21 protein-coding genes are annotated in these 20,190 nt (G+C 45.0%); 12 read left to right on the top strand and 9 right to left on the bottom strand.

Annotated features, from left to right (window positions below):
• Positions 1-142: 142 nt before the first annotated feature.
• The 6 genes from AAC052_RS17675 to AAC052_RS17650 all read right to left on the bottom strand — a co-directional run bounded on the left by AAC052_RS17675 (position 143) and on the right by AAC052_RS17650 (position 4,056).
• Positions 143-706: a TIGR00645 family protein gene (locus AAC052_RS17675; protein ID WP_317488311.1), complete on the bottom strand. Its 564-nt coding sequence runs from the start codon at positions 704-706 to the stop codon at positions 143-145.
• A gap of 115 nt (positions 707-821) precedes the next feature.
• Positions 822-1,214, bottom strand: coding sequence for an RDD family protein (locus AAC052_RS17670; protein ID WP_339814843.1), 393 nt, complete (start codon positions 1,212-1,214; stop codon positions 822-824).
• Positions 1,215-1,225: 11 nt separating this feature from the next.
• Positions 1,226-2,005 (bottom strand): TMEM175 family protein, encoded by a 780-nt coding sequence (locus AAC052_RS17665; RefSeq protein WP_339814842.1) that lies wholly within the window; start codon positions 2,003-2,005, stop codon positions 1,226-1,228.
• Positions 2,006-2,091: 86 nt separating this feature from the next.
• Positions 2,092-2,388, bottom strand: a complete 297-nt coding sequence (locus AAC052_RS17660) for an SCP2 sterol-binding domain-containing protein (RefSeq protein WP_317488308.1) — start codon at positions 2,386-2,388, stop codon at positions 2,092-2,094.
• 12 nt (positions 2,389-2,400) lie between these two features.
• A complete protein-coding gene (locus tag AAC052_RS17655) occupies positions 2,401-3,492 on the bottom strand; it encodes a glutaminyl-peptide cyclotransferase (protein ID WP_339814841.1) in 1,092 nt (363 codons plus the stop codon).
• 3 nt (positions 3,493-3,495) lie between these two features.
• Complete coding sequence (locus tag AAC052_RS17650; protein ID WP_317488306.1) at positions 3,496-4,056, bottom strand: DsrE family protein; 561 nt, start codon at positions 4,054-4,056, stop codon at positions 3,496-3,498.
• A 134-nt stretch (positions 4,057-4,190) separates the two neighbouring features.
• Between AAC052_RS17650 and AAC052_RS17645 the strand changes: the two genes are divergently transcribed.
• Positions 4,191-5,036 carry a universal stress protein gene (locus AAC052_RS17645; RefSeq protein ID WP_317488305.1) on the top strand — a complete coding sequence of 282 codons (846 nt, stop codon included), beginning with the start codon at positions 4,191-4,193 and terminating at the stop codon, positions 5,034-5,036.
• Positions 5,037-5,115: 79 nt separating this feature from the next.
• Here the strand turns inward: AAC052_RS17645 and kbl are convergent, their stop codons facing one another.
• Both kbl and AAC052_RS17635 read right to left on the bottom strand, forming a co-directional pair.
• The gene (gene kbl / locus AAC052_RS17640) at positions 5,116-6,306 is read right to left on the bottom strand and encodes a glycine C-acetyltransferase (protein WP_317488304.1); all 1,191 of its coding nucleotides are present in this window, start codon (positions 6,304-6,306) and stop codon (positions 5,116-5,118) included.
• A gap of 6 nt (positions 6,307-6,312) precedes the next feature.
• Positions 6,313-6,573, bottom strand: a complete 261-nt coding sequence (locus AAC052_RS17635) for a hypothetical protein (protein ID WP_339814840.1) — start codon at positions 6,571-6,573, stop codon at positions 6,313-6,315.
• A 165-nt stretch (positions 6,574-6,738) separates the two neighbouring features.
• Between AAC052_RS17635 and AAC052_RS17630 the strand changes: the two genes are divergently transcribed.
• Positions 6,739-7,677, top strand: a complete 939-nt coding sequence (locus AAC052_RS17630) for an NAD-dependent epimerase/dehydratase family protein (protein WP_317488302.1) — start codon at positions 6,739-6,741, stop codon at positions 7,675-7,677.
• Here AAC052_RS17630 and AAC052_RS17625 read toward each other — a convergent pair.
• Positions 7,664-8,839, bottom strand: a complete 1,176-nt coding sequence (locus AAC052_RS17625; protein WP_339814839.1) for a T9SS type A sorting domain-containing protein — start codon at positions 8,837-8,839, stop codon at positions 7,664-7,666. The two genes, AAC052_RS17630 and AAC052_RS17625, sit on opposite strands and share 14 nt — an antisense overlap.
• A 396-nt stretch (positions 8,840-9,235) precedes the next feature.
• Between AAC052_RS17625 and AAC052_RS17620 the strand changes: the two genes are divergently transcribed.
• The 10 genes from AAC052_RS17620 to AAC052_RS17575 all read left to right on the top strand — a co-directional run bounded on the left by AAC052_RS17620 (position 9,236) and on the right by AAC052_RS17575 (position 20,155).
• Positions 9,236-10,018 (top strand): enoyl-CoA hydratase-related protein, encoded by a 783-nt coding sequence (locus AAC052_RS17620; protein ID WP_317488300.1) that lies wholly within the window; start codon positions 9,236-9,238, stop codon positions 10,016-10,018.
• Positions 10,019-10,036: 18 nt separating this feature from the next.
• Complete coding sequence (locus tag AAC052_RS17615) at positions 10,037-11,545, top strand: polysaccharide biosynthesis C-terminal domain-containing protein (RefSeq protein WP_339814838.1); 1,509 nt, start codon at positions 10,037-10,039, stop codon at positions 11,543-11,545.
• Positions 11,546-11,566: 21 nt separating this feature from the next.
• Positions 11,567-12,001 (top strand): dUTP diphosphatase, encoded by a 435-nt coding sequence (gene dut, locus AAC052_RS17610; protein WP_339814837.1) that lies wholly within the window; start codon positions 11,567-11,569, stop codon positions 11,999-12,001.
• A 92-nt stretch (positions 12,002-12,093) separates the two neighbouring features.
• Positions 12,094-13,857 (top strand): tetratricopeptide repeat protein, encoded by a 1,764-nt coding sequence (locus AAC052_RS17605; RefSeq protein WP_339814836.1) that lies wholly within the window; start codon positions 12,094-12,096, stop codon positions 13,855-13,857.
• Positions 13,847-14,614, top strand: coding sequence for a DUF4292 domain-containing protein (locus AAC052_RS17600; protein ID WP_317488296.1), 768 nt, complete (start codon positions 13,847-13,849; stop codon positions 14,612-14,614). The genes AAC052_RS17605 and AAC052_RS17600 overlap by 11 nt, the downstream gene beginning before the upstream one ends.
• Positions 14,601-15,794, top strand: a complete 1,194-nt coding sequence (locus AAC052_RS17595; RefSeq protein ID WP_339790271.1) for a peptidoglycan DD-metalloendopeptidase family protein — start codon at positions 14,601-14,603, stop codon at positions 15,792-15,794. Before AAC052_RS17600 ends, AAC052_RS17595 begins: the two co-directional genes overlap by 14 nt.
• A 95-nt stretch (positions 15,795-15,889) precedes the next feature.
• On the top strand, positions 15,890-16,102 hold the full coding sequence (locus tag AAC052_RS17590; protein WP_152001014.1) for a twin-arginine translocase TatA/TatE family subunit: 213 nt from the start codon (positions 15,890-15,892) through the stop codon (positions 16,100-16,102).
• Positions 16,099-17,532 (top strand): Asp-tRNA(Asn)/Glu-tRNA(Gln) amidotransferase subunit GatA, encoded by a 1,434-nt coding sequence (gatA, locus tag AAC052_RS17585; protein ID WP_339814835.1) that lies wholly within the window; start codon positions 16,099-16,101, stop codon positions 17,530-17,532. Before AAC052_RS17590 ends, gatA begins: the two co-directional genes overlap by 4 nt.
• 10 nt (positions 17,533-17,542) lie before the next feature.
• Entirely contained in the window at positions 17,543-18,979 is a 1,437-nt protein-coding gene (locus AAC052_RS17580; RefSeq protein WP_339814834.1) for a LysM peptidoglycan-binding domain-containing protein, read from the top strand.
• Between the two features lie 78 nt (positions 18,980-19,057).
• Positions 19,058-20,155 (top strand): DUF4837 family protein, encoded by a 1,098-nt coding sequence (locus tag AAC052_RS17575; protein WP_339814833.1) that lies wholly within the window; start codon positions 19,058-19,060, stop codon positions 20,153-20,155.
• Positions 20,156-20,190 lie beyond the last annotated feature (35 nt).

Raw genomic sequence — 20,190 nt, 5'->3', positions numbered from 1 at the left:
ATATTCAATAATTTACCTAAATTGAATAGGTATTTAACCAACCTAATCTAAATGAGAGCCACCGAAAGGTGGCTTTTTTTGTGAAAAAGAAAGGGCGCTGAAGAATTCAGCGCCCTGACAAATATTTTACAATGGGTTTTTATTAGTGGCTATCACCACCCTCAGCAGCGCCATGACCATGGTATGAGTGCTGGATTTTCTCAGTGTAGGCTAAAAGCAAAGCAGAAACGATGAAAGTTAGGTGGATAGCGATTTCGACTACGATACCTTCATTGCCTTCCATGTCTCTCGCACCCCTAACATCAATAAAAGTTTTGAGCAGGTGAACACCTGAAATGGATGCCAGCGAAGAAGCCAGCTTAATTTTCAACTTGCCAGCATCAAGGTCTTCAAGCCATTGCGGCTTGTCTTCGTGGTGATCAACGTCAATCTTACTGGTAAAAATGGAGTAGCCACCGACAATGACCATCACAATTAGGTTCATTACCATACTGATGTCTACCAAACCCAAGATGCCAAGCATCACCTGAGCCTCTGTGTAGCTAACCACCCCATCGTAAAGGTGATAGAGTTCTTCGAAAAACTTATACAGATACATAAAAGAACCGAAGAGAAGCCCCAGATACATAGGAGCTTGCACCCAGCGCCCCCAGAAAATGATCTTTTCAAAAAACTCTTCAAATTGCTTAACGCCTGATCTCGCCATGGTGAATAGATTTATTCCTTATATAGGTGGGTCGTTTAAACCACACCGAAACTACGTTGTTTTATTAAATTTATCCAACTAATTATTTTACTTTTTGATTTGGCTGTTTGGGTGGTTAATTGGAACTCGACACCACTTTACTTTTGGAGATGATGTCGTGAAATGATCTGGCATCACGCCGTAGGTAGATCATAAAAAAGCCAGCTGAAATGGGCAACAGCGAAACCCATTTGCACAAATTTCTCACAACTGCATTTTTAAGATCAACAGGTCTTTCGTCCTCCATTCGTACGCTCAATCCCGCCATTTTTTTGCCTACCGTGGCCTTGAGTGCCGATGCCTCCATTCCCACAGCATAGCCGTGGTACAATAAAATGCAAACTGCCCAAAACCAGTTAGAGTCTGTTTCCCAAAGTCCGTCGAGTATGAATAGAAAAGGGAGCAGGAAGGTGATATCGATGGACTGAGCAAGCAGCCTTTGATCAAATGTGGCGGGGACTATGGACATATGATAGGCAACTATGCATGGTCACTCTTGGAGTTGAGGGGTGGCTTATCATATTTGCGTCCTATGAAATAGGAGACAGGCCCAATCAAAGCGTAGATAACCCCGGCAAAGAGCCCGGAGAACTCCCAGTCGATCAGGAAGCCGAGTAGGGCAATGAACAATGAAATGAGACCGATAGCAACTATGCCGGTGTAATGAGCGATAATGGATTTAGTAGCGTGGATCTCCGCTTCACTTAAGTTTAGAGGATCGCTATTTTTGATTGCGTGCCGATACATTAGAACGAGGGTTATGTATATCGACAGAAAGCCGCAATCGTAGATAATCATCAGCTCGGGCATATCGTTCCAGGGGATCATCTGCGTGCCCATTTGATTCAGCTCTCTGAAGTATTCATTACTGATCAGCAATGCTTTGGCGAGAAGGGTGAAATAGGACACCAGCCAGGTGCTGAGGAATTTGAGCGGGTATATAAAGAATAGTACAATGAGCATCATAAAGGTGTTCAGCACGATGATTCTCATGTCCCTTAGCCCATAACGCATAAAGAACTGGTAGTGACCATGCCAAATCCACATGACCGCTACCATACTCAATGTAAACGGAACTACGTCTGAAATAAAAAGTGTCAACTCGTCGAAGTTTCGGGGCGCCTGGGTAGACAAAAGAGACATAGTAATAGCCAGGGCAAACACACAGTCGCTTAGCTGCTCCAGCCGGGAGGCATCACGACCCCTTGCCGTGAAAATACCGTACATCGGTTCTCCTTTTTTCTTGACTAATTGTCTCATTTAACTATTGGGTTGGTTATTCTTCAAAACACAACGCCCCGCCTACTTTGTGCCGAAAGCTTTCAAGCAAACTTTTCGGTCAATTCTTAAAAAAGTGAGGTCAATTTCATGGCAATGGTCATATCGCCCTCAATTTTCATCATACCTCCCATAAATGCACTCATCGGGTCCAGGTCTCCGTCAAGTAGCTTCACAAAGTCTTTAAGTTCCATTTTAATGGTGCACTGGGCATCAGTGTCGTCATTAGAAACTTTCGTTGGGCTCACAGTATCGTCCAAAAGAATAACTCCTTCCTGAAAAGCAAATTTCACTGAGTTGCCAATGGCGCCCCCGTTTTCTTTTGCCATTTCCACTACCCTGGCAGTTGCTGTGTCTAGACTCATAATTTAGTTGATTTATGATTGAATTTTGAACAGTTCGATTTGATACAATTTGGGCCACCATTTGCCGGTAACAAAGAGTCTCTTCCCTTTCTCATCCCAGGCAATTCCGTTCAGCACGTCGAGCCTTCTGCTATACCCTTGTTTGTTGAAGATGCCTTCGAGGGAAACGTCGCCTACCACCGCACCGCTGGCCGGGTCAATCATCACAATCACATCTGTCTGGTACACATTGGCGTAAATCAAGCCTCCCACTACTTCAAGCTCATTCAGGTACAATATCTTTTCCTGGTGATTGTACACCTGAATTCTCCTTGTTTCTGCCAGTGTTACCGGATCAAGGAAATAGAGGTACTCCGTGCCATCGCTCATCACGAGTTCAGTGTCGGTCGATGCGAGCCCCCAGCCTTCAGTAGGGTAGTTGAAGGTTCTCTTTTGTTCGAAGGTTTCTATGTCGTACACAAAACCGATGTTTGACGTCCAGGTAAGCTGGATCAGGCTGTTGTCCCAAAAAGCAAGCCCTTCGCCAAAGTACCTGCTATCCAGCGGTGTTTGCTGCAGCACTTTCCCTGTTAAAATGTCGACTTTTCGAAGCGTGCTCTCACCCCTTGTCCCTGTGCTTTCATAAAGGAAGCCATCATGATAAAGGAGACCTTGCGTGTAGGCATCGGGGTCGTGAGTGTAAGTTTCGAGCTTTCTGAAATCAAATTTTTGCGGTGGCGTTTGTGCAAGCAAGGTCAGGGGAAGGGCGTGCTGCTCTGTTACGCCATTGTTCAGAAACAGCTTTGCCGTTAGTGTTTGTTTACCCAAAGGAAGCGGTGCCAACGACGCAGACAGGCTCGTAGCTTGCGAAGAGGCAAGACGGACGGCTTCAAAAAAAATGACGACGGAATCAAGTTGTACGGAGTCACCCTTGATTGACACGGAGATGTCAAGAGTGCTTTGGGGTGTTAATGGCCCCTGCGAAGTAGAGATAGACGTGAGTGAGGTTGGCTTAGAGGCGGCTGGTTTACTAGCTGGTTCCTTGCTGGAATTATTAGGGCCACATGAGCCCAGCATTGTTATCAGTGCTGGAATGAGCGTAGTGGTTAAAAAAAACTTTCGCATAGGCTAATAACTAAGCACAGCATAGCCTTTCAGCTGATAAGTTGTCACCAAAGTAACGGCCGAAAGGCTGATGGCAATGCCAGGAGTTAGCTCTCTGGCATCAATTTTCCTTGCTCTCAGCGATTGCCCGCACACAAATAGCTTAATTCCTCCTTCTAAGAGAGCACGAATAAGGTCGGTGTTTGGATTGGGCGTTCCGTATCTGTTTTCGTGAGAGATGTCAGACAGAATAGATATGGTCGCCTCTCCGTGTATAACTGCCACAATATCAATGTTCTCTTTCGGCACTCCCCCCATCCCGTGCAGGTTGGCAATTCTGGCCAGGTTGTTTAGTGATGCGTTGATCGATTTGTGGCCACCCGCTCCCTCTTTGATATCCACAACAATTTTGTACTGTAGAGTAGGGTCGGGGAACGCTGTTGCTTCCTGAATGTCAAAGATTCCGCCATGACCTTTCACAATGGGATAGTGCGCTTCTTGAGCAAAGGCAGCAATAGACAGTAGATTGGCAATTAAAAAGCAAACAAAAGATTCCAGGTAATAGCTTTTTACAAAATTCTTCATTTGCCAAAAATAACTATCTTAAGATATTTTCAACCCCGATTAAATGATAAAGTTCAGCAGGTCAGCCGGGTGAATGTCATAAATGCAAAATATTACGTTATTTAGCTTTATTCTTCGTAATAATTGGCACTATCATGAAAAAGATACTCATCCCAACTGATTTTTCTAAAGAAGCAACCTTTGCCCTAGAGTCGGCCTATCCATTGGCACAAAAAAAAGGTGCTGAGATAGTCCTTGTCAATGTGATTGAAGATCCGCATGATTACAGTTTTAATACGATGGGTATAGTCGGCTACTCCCCTGAGGAGAACATCTATATTGTACAACTGATAAGGAAAACCGAAGAACGCTTGAAAGCATTGGTGGCCGACCCTGCCTATGCCGGGGTTTCCATGAGCTTCGATGTCAAAATTGGGAAGACTTTTGACAAGATATTTGAGGTGATTGAGCATCAAAAGCCAGACCTGGTAGTGATGGGCTCCTCTGGTTCCTCCGGTCTCGACGAGGTTTTTGTGGGCTCTAATGCGGAGAAACTAAGCCGGTTTTCGAGCGTGCCAGTGATAACCGTGAAGGCCAGGCGGGATTTGGTAAATATCAAGAATATTGTGTATGCGTCAGATTTGCGGGAAGAGCAGGGTGTTATCATGAATGACCTGAAAGCACTTCAGAAGTTGTACGGAGCAAAACTTCATATATTAAAGGTGTTTGAGCCTGTTTGGGTCAACGACCAAGAAGTGAAGGAGCGAATTCAGAAGTTTGCGGATTATTTTAAGCTTGAAAATTACACAGTGAACACGTTTCATGATCCCGACGAAGCGGAAGGCATTCTGCTATTTGCCGGTCAAAACAATGCTGATTTAATAGCCATGGCTACCCACCCCCGAAAAGGACTTGGGGTACTACTTGGAGGAATGATCTCTAAAAATGTAATCAACCATACGCAGATTCCTGTATGGACAAAGGCTATAAAGAAAAAATAACCAAGGCCAGTGTATAACTAAGAAAGCCGGTCGTTCCAACGATCGGCTTTCTTAGTTATGAGGTTTACGAAAAAAGGCTCTACTTCAAAACGCCCAATTCTTTTCCCACTTCGGTGAAAGCGGCAATGGCTTTGTCGAGGTGATGTTTTTCGTGGACGGCAGAAATTTGCACCCGAATTCTCGCCTTTCCTTTGGGTACCACGGGAAAATAGAACCCAATAACATAGATACCTTTTTCGAGCAGCTTTTGAGCAAATTGTTGTGAAAGCACAGCATCATAAAGCATGATGGGCACAATAGGGTGCTCGCCAGGCTTGATGTCAAAACCGACGGCGGTCATTTTCTCACGGAAATATTTGGTGTTGGCCTCCAGCTTGTCTCTCAACTGAGTGGTTTCAGAAAGCAAGTCGATAACGGCGATGGAGGCACCGGTGATGCTTGGCGCCAGCGTGTTAGAGAAAAGGTAGGGCCTGGAGCGTTGTCTGAGTAGCTCAATAATCTCTTTTTTTCCGCTGGTGAAGCCGCCTGATGCTCCCCCAAGAGCTTTGCCTAAAGTGCCGGTAATAATTTCGATGCGGCCCATCACTCCTCTGAATTCGTGTGTGCCACGACCTGTTTTTCCCATAAAGCCGGTTGAGTGGCATTCGTCGATCATGGTGGTTGCCCCGTACTTATCGGCCAGGTCGCAAATTTCAGCCAATTTGGCAATGGTACCATCCATTGAGAAAACACCATCGGTAACAATAATTTTGTTTTTGCATCCCGCTGCTGCTTTCAGTTGCTCCTCAAGGTCGGCCATGTCGTTGTTCTTGTAGCGAAACCTTTGTGCTTTGCAAAGCCTTACACCGTCAATAATAGAGGCGTGGTTCAACTCGTCAGATATAATAGCATCTTCAGGCCCAAACAAGGGCTCAAAAACTCCACCGTTGGCATCGAAAGCTGCCGCATAAAGAATGGTGTCTTCAGTGCCCAGGAATTCCGATATCTTTTTCTCCAGCGTTTTGTGGATGTCTTGTGTGCCGCAGATAAATCTGACTGAAGACATGCCAAAGCCATGCGAGTCGATACTTTTTTTAGCCGCTTCCAGCACTTTTGGGTGTGCCGACAGCCCAAGGTAGTTGTTGGCGCAAAAGTTGATCACCTCCCGGCCGTCTTGTGTTTTGATATCAGCTCCCTGAGGAGTGGTGATGATTCTTTCTGTTTTGTAAAGACCAGCCTTTTTAATCTCTTCAAGTTCGGCGGTCAGTTTTTCCTTTAATGAATCGTACATAGTTTCTTATTCCTTATTTTTTGGGGTAATGCTAAGTTTGGGCTTCATCAATTTCGCTTTGGACACTTCTTTCTTTGCTTCCTCAGCCGTTTCCACAAAGGGGTATTTCCTTCTTATTCCATTGATCAGAAAGATTTTTTGAGCAGTAAAGCTATCCGGGTGAACCTGATCAAAGATATTTTTGAGTTCCATGAAACGCTCCGATTCGCTCAGAGCGAATCCTTTGGCATCTATTTTTTTTGAAGTCAGGTACTCTTTGAAAGTCATGGTTTTTCCTTTCGGCAAATATAAGTGCTTTCGGTGGCTACAGGAAACTTTTCAGTAAGGCAGCAGTTAATTGACAGCGGTAAAATGTGTTTGTCGAAAGCACTTTTGCTTGTACTCAATATTACTAATTTTGCCGACAGAACATTAACCCTTCAAAATTTACGAATGAGTACGATCCTTATTATAGGTGCCTGCGGCCAGCTTGGCACGGAGCTGACGGAATCGCTGAGAGCCAGGCATGGAAACGACAAGGTTATCGCAACCGATGTTTCGGCACCCAAGGAAAGCCTGCTATCTGGGCCTTTTGAACACCTGGATGCAATGGACGGCAAAAGGCTTGCGGAATTGATAGTGAAATACAGGGTCGGCCAGATTTATCACCTGGCGGCGGTGTTGTCGGCAAAAGGTGAAGCCGATCCCATGTTTGCCTGGAACCTTAATATGACCAGCCTGCTAACAGTGTTAGAAATAGCGAAAGAACGAAGGCTGGAGCGGGTTTATTGGCCAAGTTCGATTGCCGTTTTTGGTCCCAATTCTCCCATTAATCATACACCCCAGAACACCATCATGAATCCGAATACGGTTTATGGGATTAGTAAGCTGGCGGGCGAAAGGTGGTGCGAGTACTACTTTTTAAAATACGGGGTCGACGTTAGAAGTATCCGTTATCCGGGTCTTATTGGCTACAAGGCCAAGCCAGGCGGTGGCACCACCGACTATGCAGTTGACATTTACTATAAGGCGAAAGAGGGAAAAGACTTTAACTGCTTTTTAAGAGAGGATACCCTCTTGCCGATGATGTACATGACAGATGCTGTGGATGGCACCATTCAGCTAATGGAGGAGCAGTCTTCAAAGATTAAAATCAGATCCAGCTACAACCTGCACGCCATGAGCTTCGCTCCAAAAGACATCTACGAAGCTATAAAATCGGAAGTGCCTGGATTCAGCATTTCGTACGAACCAGATTTCAGACAGAAAATTGCCGACTCCTGGCCCAACAGCATTGATGATAGTCATGCGAGGGCCGACTGGGGCTGGGAGCCGAAATATGATTTGAAAAGAATGACAACTGAAATTCTTGCCAACCTTATCCTTGATTAACCATTAGCCTGTAGGTAGAAGAATACTTTCCGGCTTGGATGGTTACCAAATAAATCCCCGTGGGCAAGGTTTGGTCGAAGGTAGTAGAAACATGAGACGAAGTGACTTCGCTTGCTGTTACTACTCTGCCCTGAAGATCTGATACAGTCATAGTCACGCTATAGGCGGTGTAAAGAAGCTCCTCAGGGATGTTGAGCTGCAATTCGGTTCCGTTGTTAGGGTTAGGGTACATAGCGACTGAGCTAAAGTCAGGGGCAACCTCTACAGCGATCGTTTCAAATATTTCTGAAGAACCATCAAAGTCAATGGCATTCAAACGATAATAGTTGATGCCCATCTCAGGGTCATTGTCGGTAAATGAATATTGGTGTTTCTCTGACGTAAAGCCATTTCCTTTTTCGGTAGCGATCACTTCAAAGTCTTTTCCGTCGAATGATCTTTGTATTTCGAAGTGGTCAAAGTTTTCTTCTGAGGCTGTTTCCCACGAAAGCTTAACGGCATTTTTCAAGTTTACTCCTTTGAAATAGCTAAGTACGATGGGAAGTGGAGTAACTCCGGCGCCGTTCACAAAATCTTGGATGCCAGTTGACTGTGTGGACAATGTGGTATTATCGGCTGAAGCCGCTGCAGTATCTCCATTTCCGCTGATTGTACCGGTTACTACCAGATTGCCGACTCCACCGTTGTTGTCCGTATATTCTTGATTTCCGCCAGTCAGCGTCATGTTACCATCGATGATCAAAAGCCCTCCGTTGTCCAGCGTAACTTTGTTGGCTGCCGAAAAATCTCCAAAAACGATCAGCACTGCGCCTGATAGAAGTTTTAGGCTATAGCTGTTTGCGTCAAAAGTCATATTGCCATATACCACCAGCGTATCCTTGACAACTATTTCCTTGCTGTTATTTCCGATGTTGCGGAAAGACAGGGATCCATTTCTCGTGACATATTTTTCAATTCTGATTTGCTCGTTGCCCCCTGAGTTGTAGGTATCTCCAATGTTGGAAACTGGCACAGCTGTATTGTCTGTCCAGTTGGCATTGGTTGTCCAAAGGTAGAAGCCATTAGTTTTAGTTTGTGCCCTTGTCACTTTCTGACCTACAGCAAACTGGTTGCTCAAGGCGGCAATTACTAATGTGAAAATGATTTTTGAAGTGTTTTTCATAGCTGTTAATTCTTCTCCCTTTCGGACAATACAAAGGTCAATCATTGCTTTCAGACCACAAAATTTCTTGTGTGAGGTATAAAGGCGTTTATCGACTTTTTAGGAGCATTCATAGAAAGCCCTATTTTCTGAACCTCATTTTAACATACGCAGAAAGGTGTTTGGCCGGATTTAGTTGTCCTTTGCCGGATGTAAGATTTATGTAGAAATTGAAAAAAAACTAACTTTTTGTTTGAGTGGTGCAAGCGTTTGGTACACGGCGTGTTCGCAGTACCCAATGAGCCTGTGTGAGTGTAGCTTAGCAGTGCAGATTTTGAACTTTGGCAAAAAAGTAAATTATTTGATGTCCGATACAGCCGGAAATGCTTCGGTATTTGAAGCCTAAAATGGAAACCTATGAGTAGCTATAAAAATATACTAGTTGAGCAGAACGGATCAGTAAAGACGATCACTATTAACAGACCCGACAAACTGAATGCGCTTAATCAGCAAACCATGGAGGAGCTGAAACAAGCTTTTCAGGAGATTAATGATGCCAAAGATTTGAGAGGTGTCATTGTCACAGGTGCGGGAGAGAAGGCATTTGTGGCGGGTGCCGACATCAAAGAGTTTTCAGAGATAAACGAACTTAATGCTCGTAAATTTGCCGAAAATGGGCAGGAAACCTTCGACCTCATTCAGAATTGCCATATTCCGGTCATTGCAGCAGTTAATGGTTTTGCCCTTGGAGGCGGCTGTGAACTGGCCATGGCATGTCATATGCGAGTGGCTTCAGAAAACGCCAGGTTTGGACAGCCGGAGATCAACCTTGGCATCATACCGGGCTACGGCGGCACCCAACGGCTGACCCAACTCATTGGCAAAGCAAAAGCAGTCGAACTCATGCTAACCGGCGATATGATCTCTGCGGCTGAGGCGCTCACTTTGGGTCTTGTAAATTATGTGGTTCCTGCCGATAAGGTGATGGAAAAGACCAACAGCCTGATGGCAAAAATCCTTGAAAAGGCGCCTTTGGCAGTCGGAATGGTTATAGACTGCGTTAATGCCGTTTACAATGCTGATGAGGATGGCTATCAGACAGAGGCCAATTCTTTTGCCAGGTGCTGCGGCACTGAGGACTTCGTTGAAGGGACAACTGCCTTTCTTGAAAAGCGCAAGCCTGTTTTTAAAGGCGAATAAGGTAACTTCGGGCTTTATATGGGCCAATTGAAAAAACTTGCAGGCCAAACTGCGATATACGGAGTCAGTAGTATTGTAGGCCGCCTGCTTAACTGGCTGCTGACGCCATTTTACACAGGTATTTTTGAGCCGGGCGAGTATGGGCAAATGACCATACTCTACGGATACTCTGCATTCCTGCTTGTTATTTATACTTATGGTCTGGAAACAACCTTCTTTAGGTTTTCCACGAGAGACATTACTAAAGGGCAGAACACATATGGTCAGGTAATGACCATGATAGTGCTTACTACCTTGATTTTCACAATTGCGCTTTGGGCCTTTGCTCAGCCAATAGCTTCATTTATTGAATACCCGGATCATTCGTCGTGGATAAGGTGGTTTGCTGCGATACTGGCAGTAGAAGCTGTTATGTCCATTCCCTTTGCCAAGCTTCGGCTGGAGAACCGGCCAATCAAGTTTGCCAGTATTAAGATTCTCGTCATCCTGGTCACTATCCTGCTCAATATCTTTTTGCTAGTGGTCGCTCCGGCAGTCATTTCGGGTGAGTCTTTCGTTTTCCTGAAACCCCTAATAACGCCATGGTACGACTCCTCTCTTGGTATCGAATACATTTTTATTGCCAACTTCCTGGGTACGTTCTTACTGGTTCCGTTGCTGGCAAAGGAGCTTATGGTTGCCAGGTTCAACTGGAACCGTAAATTGATCAGACAAATATTGGCGTACAGCCTGCCAGTGGGAGTAATGGGCTTGGCGGGCACGGTCAACGAGACATTTGGTCGATTGATGATTAAATACCTGTTACCAGATGGTTTCTACGGTAGCGGCGGCGCTGATTATGCCACAGGGGTTTATGGCGCCTGTTTTAAGCTGAGTGTGTTTATGAACCTGGGTATCCAGGCCTTTCGGTACGCCGCCGAACCCTTCTTCTTTTCAAGTGCCGCTGATAAAAACTCCCCAGCGCTGTTCAGCAAAGTGATGAAGTGGTTTGTCATTTTCGGGGCGTTGGTGTTTTTGGGCATTTCCGTCAATTTAAATTGGCTGGGACTTCTTCTTCGTCAGTCGGAGTATCGTGAAGCACTATTTATTGTGCCCTTTTTGCTTATGGGTTACCTGTTTCTGGGCATTTATTATAATCTTTCTGTGTGGTATAAACTCACCGATCAGACATACTACGGTGCCTATATTGCCTTGCTTGGCGCATTAATTACTGTCGTCGGAAATGTATTATTGATCCCTGTTATCGGGTATTTGGGCAGTGCAGTCGTCACGACCCTGACCTTTCTGGTAATGGCGGTAGTTAGTTTCTACTTGGGGGAAAAATACTACCCGGTTCCTTATAAAGTATCCAACGGACTTTTCTACTTGATTCTTTCTTCCACCCTGGCTTTGGGGTCAAGCCAATTGCACTTCAGCTCATTTTTGCTGGAACTGGTTGTAAACAATCTGGCAGTTGCGTGCTTTATTGTTATTGTACTAGTCAAGGAAAGAGCGGATTTGCCTCGACCTAAGCGTTTTATTTCTTAATTTTGCAGCCTTGTTTTACTTATGAAGGTAAAAATAGTTAACAAATCGCCATTTTCACTTCCTGAATATCAGACTGAGTTATCGGCAGGGCTCGACTTGAGAGCTGTTTTAGAAGACGGTGTCAGGCTTGCTCCTTTGGAACGAAAATTGGTGGCTACCGGTCTTTATATAGAGTTGCCTGCTGGGTTTGAGGCGCAGATTCGCCCCCGAAGCGGCATGGCATTTAAGCAGGGAATTACCGTTCTCAACTCGCCTGGCACCATCGATGCAGATTACAGGGGGGAGTTAAAGGTGCTTTTGGTAAATTTGTCGAATCAGGAGGTTGTCATTGAGCATGGAGACCGTGTGGCTCAAATGGTTATAGCAAAGCACGAAAAAATAGAGTGGGTTGAAAGCGAGGCCTTAACTGATACAAAAAGGGGCGAGGGCGGATACGGAAGTACAGGTAAAAAGTAACGGACGCCTGCGAAAAATATAAGGATCAAGATACCCAAAGATCAAATTTAGACGTATTACAGATTCCCGGCGTCCGTTTTGAAGCAAAGAATATGGTAAATGCAGATCACATAGTTAAAAGAGTTATCGCCACAGGAGCCATTGCGCTTCTTTTGGTAGTGCTTTCATTTGATTTGCAAGCCCAGGGAAAAAAGAAAAAGTCCAGAGAGGGTGTGCCCAACGAGATATCTGAAAACGATAGGTTTCAGGCAGAGTATTATTTCGTAGAAGGGGAGAAGTTTTTTATGCTGGAGGACTACGCCAAAGCCTATGAGCTGTTCAGTCTCTCCAACGACATTGACCCGAAAAGCTCGGGTGTTCACTACAAGATGGCACAAATTCTGGCCGAGTCCGGCGACTTTGAAAAAGCGCTTACCCATGCCAATGAAGCCATCAAGCTCGACAGTGACAACAAATACTACTTCCTTTTAACAGCCGAGATTTACACCAACATGTCTAACTTTCAGGAGGCAGCCAGCCTTTATGAAAGAATGATAAGCACGCTGCCTAACAACGAGTCGTATCTTTTCGATTTGGCGGCATTGTATATCTATCAGGATAAACTTGATAAGGCCCTCGATGTATACAACAGGGCCGAAGATTTCTTTGGCGTATTGGAAGAGATCACCTATCAAAAGCAGCAGATTTTTATTCAGCAGGGAAAGATAGATTTGGCCATCGCAGAAGGTCAAAAGCTGATTGAAACCTACCCCGACGAGTCGGACTATAAGCTTACGCTCGCCGAAGTGCTTATTTCAAACCAAAAAGAAAAGGAGGCAATCCCCTATCTGGAAGCAGTGCTGAGAGACAACCCGTCCAATGCGCAGGCCAGTGTCCGGTTATCTGAAATTTATAGAAAAAGCGGGCAGACGGAGAAGGCCATGGAGTCGCTGCACAATGCGTTTTCTAATCCTTCGCTCAATGTAAATGCCAAGGTGCAGCTGTTGGCTGGTTACATCGCTCAGCTTCCCAATCCCGAACTTGAAACCGCTGCCAAGGAGCTGGCTGTAGATTTAATTGAGGCCCATCCCGACAATGTAGATGCGCAGGCCATTTCCGGTGACCTGGAGTTTAGGCTGGGGAATAAGGAGAAAGCCAGAGGTTTTTACCTGAGGGCCCTCGAGCTCGACAACACCAACTATAACCTTTGGCAAAATGTAATTTCCATTGAAATGGAGCTGGAGGACTATCAGGGGGCTGCCCAGCATGCTGAGCAGGCTATCGAAATTTTCCCCAATCAGGCGCTGCTTTATTATTTTGGGGGCACAGCCTACCTTGTGAAAAAGGATTATAGAAAGGCTGTTAATAACCTTGAAGCAGGAAAAAAGTTGGCAATGTCCGACCCCGACCTTTCAGGCTTCATTATAGGCCAGCTTGGCGATGCTTACAATGGCTTGGAGGATTATCCTAAGTCTGACGCCGCCTATGAAGAAGCGTTGAAAATCAATTCTGACAACGACTATGTTCTCAATAACTACAGCTACTATCTCTCTTTGAGAAAGGAAAAACTGGACAGGGCTCTTGAGCTGTCGAAGCGTTTGGTAGAGAAAAATCCTGATAATGGGACTTATCTTGACACTCATGCCTGGGTACTCTACGTGAGAGGTGATTACAAGGAATCGAAATTTTACCTTGAAAAGGCCTTGGCTGACGCAGAAAATGTTAGTGGCACAATCGTTGAACACTATGGTGATGTACTTTTTCGATTGGGTAAGATTGATGATGCAGTGGAGCAATGGAAAAAAGCAAAATCAATGAAGGACACCACGAAACTAATTGATAAGAAAATTGCCGACCGGAAACTATATGAAGAATAGACTGCTGCCCCAAGCAGGTTTAATTGCCCTGATCCTTTTCGTTTCCTGCAATAGAAAGCTGGCCTACTTCGACTTTTTGGAGAGGAACAAGCTGGACGTCCAGGAAATAAACTTTGACTACTTCTCCACAAAGACTAAGATCAACTACACAGAGGGCGACAATAAAATTAACGCCAGCGCTAATATCAGGATAAGAAAAGACAGCATTATTTGGTTTTCCCTTACTCCTGCGTTGGGCATAGAAGCTGCCCGGGGCATTATCACCAAAGATTCACTTGTGGTGGTGGACAGGCTCAACAAAGTGTATTTTGTGTACACCTATGCTGCACTCAGTGAGAAATATAATTTTAATATTGACTACGAGTTGCTTGAGTCGATTTTTTTAGGAAACCCACCCAGAAATATCCAGGAAAATGAAAGGGTGGTGAGAGAGACCGATTATGCCATGGTGGAGCAAAAGGAGGGAGAGGTTACGTTTAATAACTACATTTCTACCAAAACCTCCAAGTTGGAGAAGCTGTCGATTGTTGACCTGCCTACCACCAATACGTTGAATATTACTTACTCTGATTTTCAAGTAGTTGATGAATTTCATATTTTTCCGTTCCAATCGTTGATTTCATTAGTGTACAATAAGCCAGGCACATCGGAGGCTTTCAATACACAAATAGAAATTGAGCACAATAAAGCGGACGTTGAAGACGGTAAAAAAATGAAGTTCCCGTTTAATATTCCTCAAAAGTATGAGCGGAAGTAGTCGCTTGTCGATCCTGTTGCTCCTGGCGCTGATTTTCTCAGTGCAGGTCTCATTTTCTCAAAAATCGAAGAGCCAGTTAGAAAAAGAGAAGCAGGAAAACCTCAAGCGAATCGAAGAAGCTCACTCCATTCTGCAAGAAACAGAAACGCAGAAAAAGAGCACATTAGGCCAGTTGAGCGCTATTTCAAGGCAAATAGAAGCCAGGGAAATGCTGATCGGCTCGATATCAGAGGAGGTTAATCTGTTGGGCTCTGACATTGATGAATTGAATCAGGTAGTCAAATCACTGGACGCTGACCTCAAAGCGCTGAAGCAAGAGTATGCTTCCATGATCTATGCCGCCTCCAAGTCACGGCATGGGTTCGATCGGATCACTTTCCTGTTTTCCGCCCAAACCTTTAGTCAGTTTTTACGTCGGCTTAGCTACCTTTCTCAGTATGCTGAGGCACGAAAAACACAGGCGGTTCAGATTAAAAGGGTGACCGAGGCGCTAAATGGCCAGAAAAGAGAGTTTGAAGCCAAGCGAACCGAACAACAGAAATTGTTGGCCAGTCAGGTGGCAGAAAACAAGAGCTTACTTGCTTTGAAAGACAAGCAGAGCTCAGTAATAAAGGACTTGAGCAGCCGGGAAAAGCAGCTAAAAAACGAGCTGGCGCAGAGGAAGCAGGCCATCGACAAACTGGATAACCTTATTGCGGAGCTGATCAAAGCAGAGCTGGAAAAGGAGAGGGCAGCCAAAAGCCCGGTTACTTCCCCGCTGATTTCCTCAAATTTTGAAGGCAGCAAAACCAAATTGCCATGGCCTGTCTCGTCGGGGTTCGTTTCCTCACGGTTTGGCAGGCACCCACATCCGGTGCTGAAAGGCGTGGAGGTTGACAATCAGGGCATTGACATCCAAACCGGCCAAAACGAAATCGTAAAATCGGTTTTTGATGGAACTGTAGCCACCGTGGCTTTTGTTCCAGGAATGAACAGTGTGGTGATCATTAAGCATGGAGATTACTATACCTTATATGCCCGGCTGAAAAAAGTAAATGTCAAAAAGGGACAAGAAGTCAAAATTGGTGACATAGTCGGGGAGGTGTTCACCGATACCGATGGGATCTCCGAGATACAATTTCAGGTTTGGAAGAACAACCAGAAGCTAGACCCTGAGAAATGGCTCATGACCAAAAAGTGAGGGATGCCTTTCTTTAAATATTTCTAGTATGAACCCTTGATCCCAAATTATTCTCTTTAACTTTACGTTATTACAATACACTAAAAAATAATATTATGAACACAATTTTTGCCTTTGGGATGCCTGGTGGCTGGGAGTTGATAGTTATAGTGTTCATCGTCCTGATTTTCTTCGGAGCTAAGAAGATTCCTGAACTTGCGAGAGGCCTTGGAAAGGGAATTCGTGAATTTAAAGATGCGACAAAGGAGATCAAAGATGAGATTCAAGAGGGAGTAAAAGAAGTAAAGGAAGATAAGCCTAAGTCTTGAAAACATATAGATCGCTAGCCGAGATTCAGAAGGCGATAGCATCTGGAAACATCACCTGCAAGCAGCTGGTAGAGCAGTACTTGCAGGTAATCAACGAAAAAAGTCACCTCAACGTCTTTCTTGAAGTTTTTGCTGAAGAAGCACTAGCCAAAGCAGATGTCGTCGATGAAAAAATCCGTGCCGGAAGGCAGGGTCGCCTGGCAGGTATGGTTATCAGCCTCAAGGACGTGCTGTGCTACAAGGGGCATAAGCTCCAGGCAGGTAGCCGTATCCTTGAAGGGTTTGTTTCGCAGTTTACCGGTACTGCTGTGCAGAGGTTGCTCGATGAAGACGCAATCATCATTGGCAGAACCAACTGCGACGAGTTTGCCATGGGCTCGTCCTCGGAGAACTCCGCATATGGTCCGGTTGTGAATGCTGCCGGTGAAAAGCGGGTGCCAGGAGGTTCCTCTGGAGGTTCGGCCGTTTCTGTGCAGTCCGACATGTGCCTGTTGTCACTTGGTACTGATACTGGGGGCTCGGTGAGGCAGCCTGCGTCTTTTTGCGGCATTGTAGGTTATAAGCCCACCTATTCCAGAATTTCCAGGTATGGACTTTTGGCATATGCCAGTTCCTTTGATACCATAGGTACCTTCGCCCACACCATTCAAGATACGGCTCTTGTGTTGGAAATAATGGCCGGCCACGATGACTATGACAGCACAGTGTCGCATGAACCGGTGCTGCCCTATTCAACGCTTCTTTCCAATAATAAAAAATACAAAATAGCCTATTTAAAGGAGCCGTTGGCTTCGCCGGAAATAAGCGCACCGGTAAAAGGTGCTGTTGAGGATGCCATCACCTGGCTGAAGAAGGATGGCCACACAGTGGAGCCTGTCGAGTTCAATTACCTCGACTATGTGTTGCCCACGTATTACATTCTAACCACGGCCGAAGCAAGCTCTAACCTGTCCAGGTACGACGGTGTAAAATACGGCTATCGGAGCAAATCGCATGTGAATCTCGAGACGATGTATAAGAAATCGAGGTCAGAGGCTTTTGGCAAAGAAGTGCAGCGAAGAATTTTATTAGGTACATTTGTGCTAAGTGCCAGTTACTACGATGCCTTTTATACCAAAGCATTGAAGGCACGAAAATTGATTCAACAAGCAACTAGAGATATACTTAAGGAGTACGATTTTATTATTTTACCTACATCCCCGACCGTTGCATTCAAATTGGGTGAGCATACAAAAAATCCATTGGAAATGTACCTCGCCGACCTCTTCACCGTGCAGGCATCGGTAGCTGGAGTGCCAGCTATTTCGATTCCGTATGGCGACGACGATGAGGGAATGCCCATAGGCTTGCAACTAATCGCTGACGCTTTTCAAGAAGAAAAGCTTTTGGCGTTTTCCAGGCACATTCTTGATGCCAGGAACAAGGGATAAAAGAATTTGTATGAAAAAGCTATTGACCATTGTTTGTGGACTTTCTGTCAGTCTGTTGGGCTACGCCCGACAGGGTGATGTCGAATTTGGAGTAGTTGAGGCAGATACCCTGTCTTTGGATGTGGTCGACACAAGAACTATTCTCCCCTACGATTACTCTCCTGATTTCACCTACGAAATGGTGGAAGAAAGACTTGCCGGTCTGAATTCAGGAGTTCCAATTCAGTTGAATGAAAGGGTCTTTTCCTTCATCGATTATTTTACTGTTCGCAACCGTGACTACATCAGATCGGTACAGCAAAGAGCAGAGGTTTATTTCCCAATTTTTGAAAAATACCTCAAAGAATACGACCTCCCTGAAGAGCTTAAATACCTCTCCATTGTAGAATCGGGATTGAGATCCAACGCCATCTCAAGAGTTGGTGCAGGCGGTTTGTGGCAGTTTATGCCAGCCACAGGTCGTTTTTACAAGCTGCATCAAGACTGGTACATTGACGAGAGAATGGATCCCGAGAAGGCCACAGAGGCGGCTTGTAAGTATTTGAAGCAGCTGTATGGGATGTTTGGGGATTGGGATTTGGCACTTGCTGCCTACAATTCGGGCCCCGGAAACGTAAGAAAGGCCATTAGAAGATCGGGTTACAAGAAGACGTTTTGGGAGGTGTACCGCTACCTGCCAAGAGAAACACGTTCGTATGTGCCTCAGTTCGTCGCTATTCTCTACACAATGAATTTCAATGAGTTTCATAACCTGTATCCCGATGAAAAGGAATATATGATGGCCTATGACACTGTCATGATCGATCAGTATTTGCACATTGAAACTTTTGCCAACCTCACAGGTTTGTGCGCCGACGATATTCTTAAGCTGAACCCACATTTGATCAGGGGTGTTATTCCTGAGACAGTCAGTAACTATCCGTTGAGAATCCCATCCGATAAAATGGAATTTGTCTATGAAAACATGGACTTCCTGCTTGACTCGGCCGGTAAGGTTGGAAAAGAACACTTAGAGAAATTGGCGCAGAATATGCCTGGCAGTACTTATGGAAGAGAAAATGTCCGGTACCGGGTGCAATCTGGTGACGTATTGGGCACTATTGCACAGCGTTATCACGTTAGAGTTTCTGACTTGAGGGAGTGGAACAGGATTTCAGGAAATATGATCAGGGTGGGACAAACGCTCAACATTTGGGTGCTGCCCAATTATCAATCGAAGCCCAACCTTTATACGCCATCTTCCACAATCGCCAAAGTACCTACACAGTCCACAGTTATATCGGCATCGGTGGGTGCCGATGGGTCAAAGTATCATATGGTGCAATCAGGTGATACCTTGTGGGACATCTCAAAGAAGTATGGGAATGTGTCAATTGAAAAAATTAAGCAACTCAACAATTTGAGTTCAAGTAAGATACATGTTGGACAAAAACTACTGATTGAGTAGTCCAGGGTAGCGACGAAAAGTTTATAATTGTTAATTTAGAGGGCCGTAAGGCCCTTACGAATTTTAATAGAATATCTCATGACTCGTACAGTTCAATTTATATTCGCTTGTTTCCTGTTTTCAGCGCTGCTGTCTTCCTGTGGTTCAAAAGACAAGTCGGACAACGGTAACTCTCTTCTACAGGTAGCTCGTGGCGATGCAGCAGAAATCATTCTCGTGATGGATAGCGCTCAGTGGAACGGGCCTTTGGGAACGGAGATGAGGCGAACCTTCGAATTAGTTATTCCTGGGTTGAATAGAGAGGAACCACTTTTTGATTTAAAGCAGGTAGCACCAAAATCGCTAAATGGGGTGCTAAAGAGTGCTAAGAACATGATTTTTGTCACCACGCTCAATAATAATACGAGGGCAGGAAAGATCATGAAAGGTTATTACACCGCAGAGTCGCTGTCGAAAATAAACGAGGACCCAAACCTGTTCTATTTTACGAGGAAAGACAATTACGCCCGGGGTCAGGAAATACTCTACTTGTTCGGAAAAGATGATGAATCACTGATCCGTAAGCTTAGGGAAAATGGCGACATTTTGCGGCAGTACTTTGAGGACGTGGAGAACAAAAGGCTGCAAGCCGACCTCTTCAAGATTCAGGAGAAGGACCTGGCGGATGTGCTTTATGATCGCCATAATTTTAAACTCAAAATACCTTATGGTTACGAGCTAGCACAAGATAAGGGAAACTTTGTTTGGCTGAGGGCGCTGGATTTAGAAGTGGACAAGACGATCTTCGTTTACTATGAGCCTTACACTAATCAGGAAGTGTTTAAAGATATCACTGCTTTAAGATCGAGAATTACTGAGAAGTATTTGCGTGACATTGAGAAAGACAATATCTACATTACCTACCAGGATGTACTCCCATTTATAACGAAAAACATCAATTTTAAAGGGAGCTACGCTGTGGAAACCAGGGGCCTCTGGAAGACAAGCGATTCGACCAATGGGGGGCCTTTTATCAGCTATACGTTCGTGGACGAGGTACTGAATAGGCTCTATTACATCGAAGGGTATGTGTATGCACCTTCCAAGGATAGAAAAAGGGACTATATCAATGAATTTCAAGCGATATTGCAGTCTTTTCAACCCGCCCAATCGGCGGCACCTGCTGCTGGTCGTTAATTGTTTATGTAGATAGCCCCTATTAGTTTTGCTTT

This window comes from uncultured Imperialibacter sp. (assembly GCF_963974565.1).
GTDB lineage: Bacteria > Bacteroidota > Bacteroidia > Cytophagales > Cyclobacteriaceae > Imperialibacter > Imperialibacter roseus.
The sequence above is the reverse complement of the archived record's forward strand: the minus strand, read 5'-3'. Positions and strand labels throughout refer to the sequence as shown.

What these genes read in the sequence shown, in the direction of transcription:
- AAC052_RS17675 (WP_317488311.1), bottom strand. Translation starts at nt 706, where the DNA reads ATGGCGAGATCAGGCGTTAAGCAATTTGAAGAGTTTTTTGAAAAGATC.
- AAC052_RS17670 (WP_339814843.1), bottom strand. Translation starts at nt 1,214, where the DNA reads ATGTCCATAGTCCCCGCCACATTTGATCAAAGGCTGCTTGCTCAGTCC.
- AAC052_RS17665 (WP_339814842.1), bottom strand. Translation starts at nt 2,005, where the DNA reads ATGAGACAATTAGTCAAGAAAAAAGGAGAACCGATGTACGGTATTTTC.
- AAC052_RS17660 (WP_317488308.1), bottom strand. Translation starts at nt 2,388, where the DNA reads ATGAGTCTAGACACAGCAACTGCCAGGGTAGTGGAAATGGCAAAAGAA.
- AAC052_RS17655 (WP_339814841.1), bottom strand. Translation starts at nt 3,492, where the DNA reads ATGCGAAAGTTTTTTTTAACCACTACGCTCATTCCAGCACTGATAACA.
- AAC052_RS17650 (WP_317488306.1), bottom strand. Translation starts at nt 4,056, where the DNA reads ATGAAGAATTTTGTAAAAAGCTATTACCTGGAATCTTTTGTTTGCTTT.
- AAC052_RS17645 (WP_317488305.1), top strand. Translation starts at nt 4,191, where the DNA reads ATGAAAAAGATACTCATCCCAACTGATTTTTCTAAAGAAGCAACCTTT.
- kbl (WP_317488304.1), bottom strand. Translation starts at nt 6,306, where the DNA reads ATGTACGATTCATTAAAGGAAAAACTGACCGCCGAACTTGAAGAGATT.
- AAC052_RS17635 (WP_339814840.1), bottom strand. Translation starts at nt 6,573, where the DNA reads ATGACTTTCAAAGAGTACCTGACTTCAAAAAAAATAGATGCCAAAGGA.
- AAC052_RS17630 (WP_317488302.1), top strand. Translation starts at nt 6,739, where the DNA reads ATGAGTACGATCCTTATTATAGGTGCCTGCGGCCAGCTTGGCACGGAG.
- AAC052_RS17625 (WP_339814839.1), bottom strand. Translation starts at nt 8,839, where the DNA reads ATGAAAAACACTTCAAAAATCATTTTCACATTAGTAATTGCCGCCTTG.
- AAC052_RS17620 (WP_317488300.1), top strand. Translation starts at nt 9,236, where the DNA reads ATGAGTAGCTATAAAAATATACTAGTTGAGCAGAACGGATCAGTAAAG.
- AAC052_RS17615 (WP_339814838.1), top strand. Translation starts at nt 10,037, where the DNA reads ATGGGCCAATTGAAAAAACTTGCAGGCCAAACTGCGATATACGGAGTC.
- dut (WP_339814837.1), top strand. Translation starts at nt 11,567, where the DNA reads ATGAAGGTAAAAATAGTTAACAAATCGCCATTTTCACTTCCTGAATAT.
- AAC052_RS17605 (WP_339814836.1), top strand. Translation starts at nt 12,094, where the DNA reads ATGGTAAATGCAGATCACATAGTTAAAAGAGTTATCGCCACAGGAGCC.
- AAC052_RS17600 (WP_317488296.1), top strand. Translation starts at nt 13,847, where the DNA reads ATGAAGAATAGACTGCTGCCCCAAGCAGGTTTAATTGCCCTGATCCTT.
- AAC052_RS17595 (WP_339790271.1), top strand. Translation starts at nt 14,601, where the DNA reads ATGAGCGGAAGTAGTCGCTTGTCGATCCTGTTGCTCCTGGCGCTGATT.
- AAC052_RS17590 (WP_152001014.1), top strand. Translation starts at nt 15,890, where the DNA reads ATGAACACAATTTTTGCCTTTGGGATGCCTGGTGGCTGGGAGTTGATA.
- AAC052_RS17580 (WP_339814834.1), top strand. Translation starts at nt 17,543, where the DNA reads ATGAAAAAGCTATTGACCATTGTTTGTGGACTTTCTGTCAGTCTGTTG.
- AAC052_RS17575 (WP_339814833.1), top strand. Translation starts at nt 19,058, where the DNA reads ATGACTCGTACAGTTCAATTTATATTCGCTTGTTTCCTGTTTTCAGCG.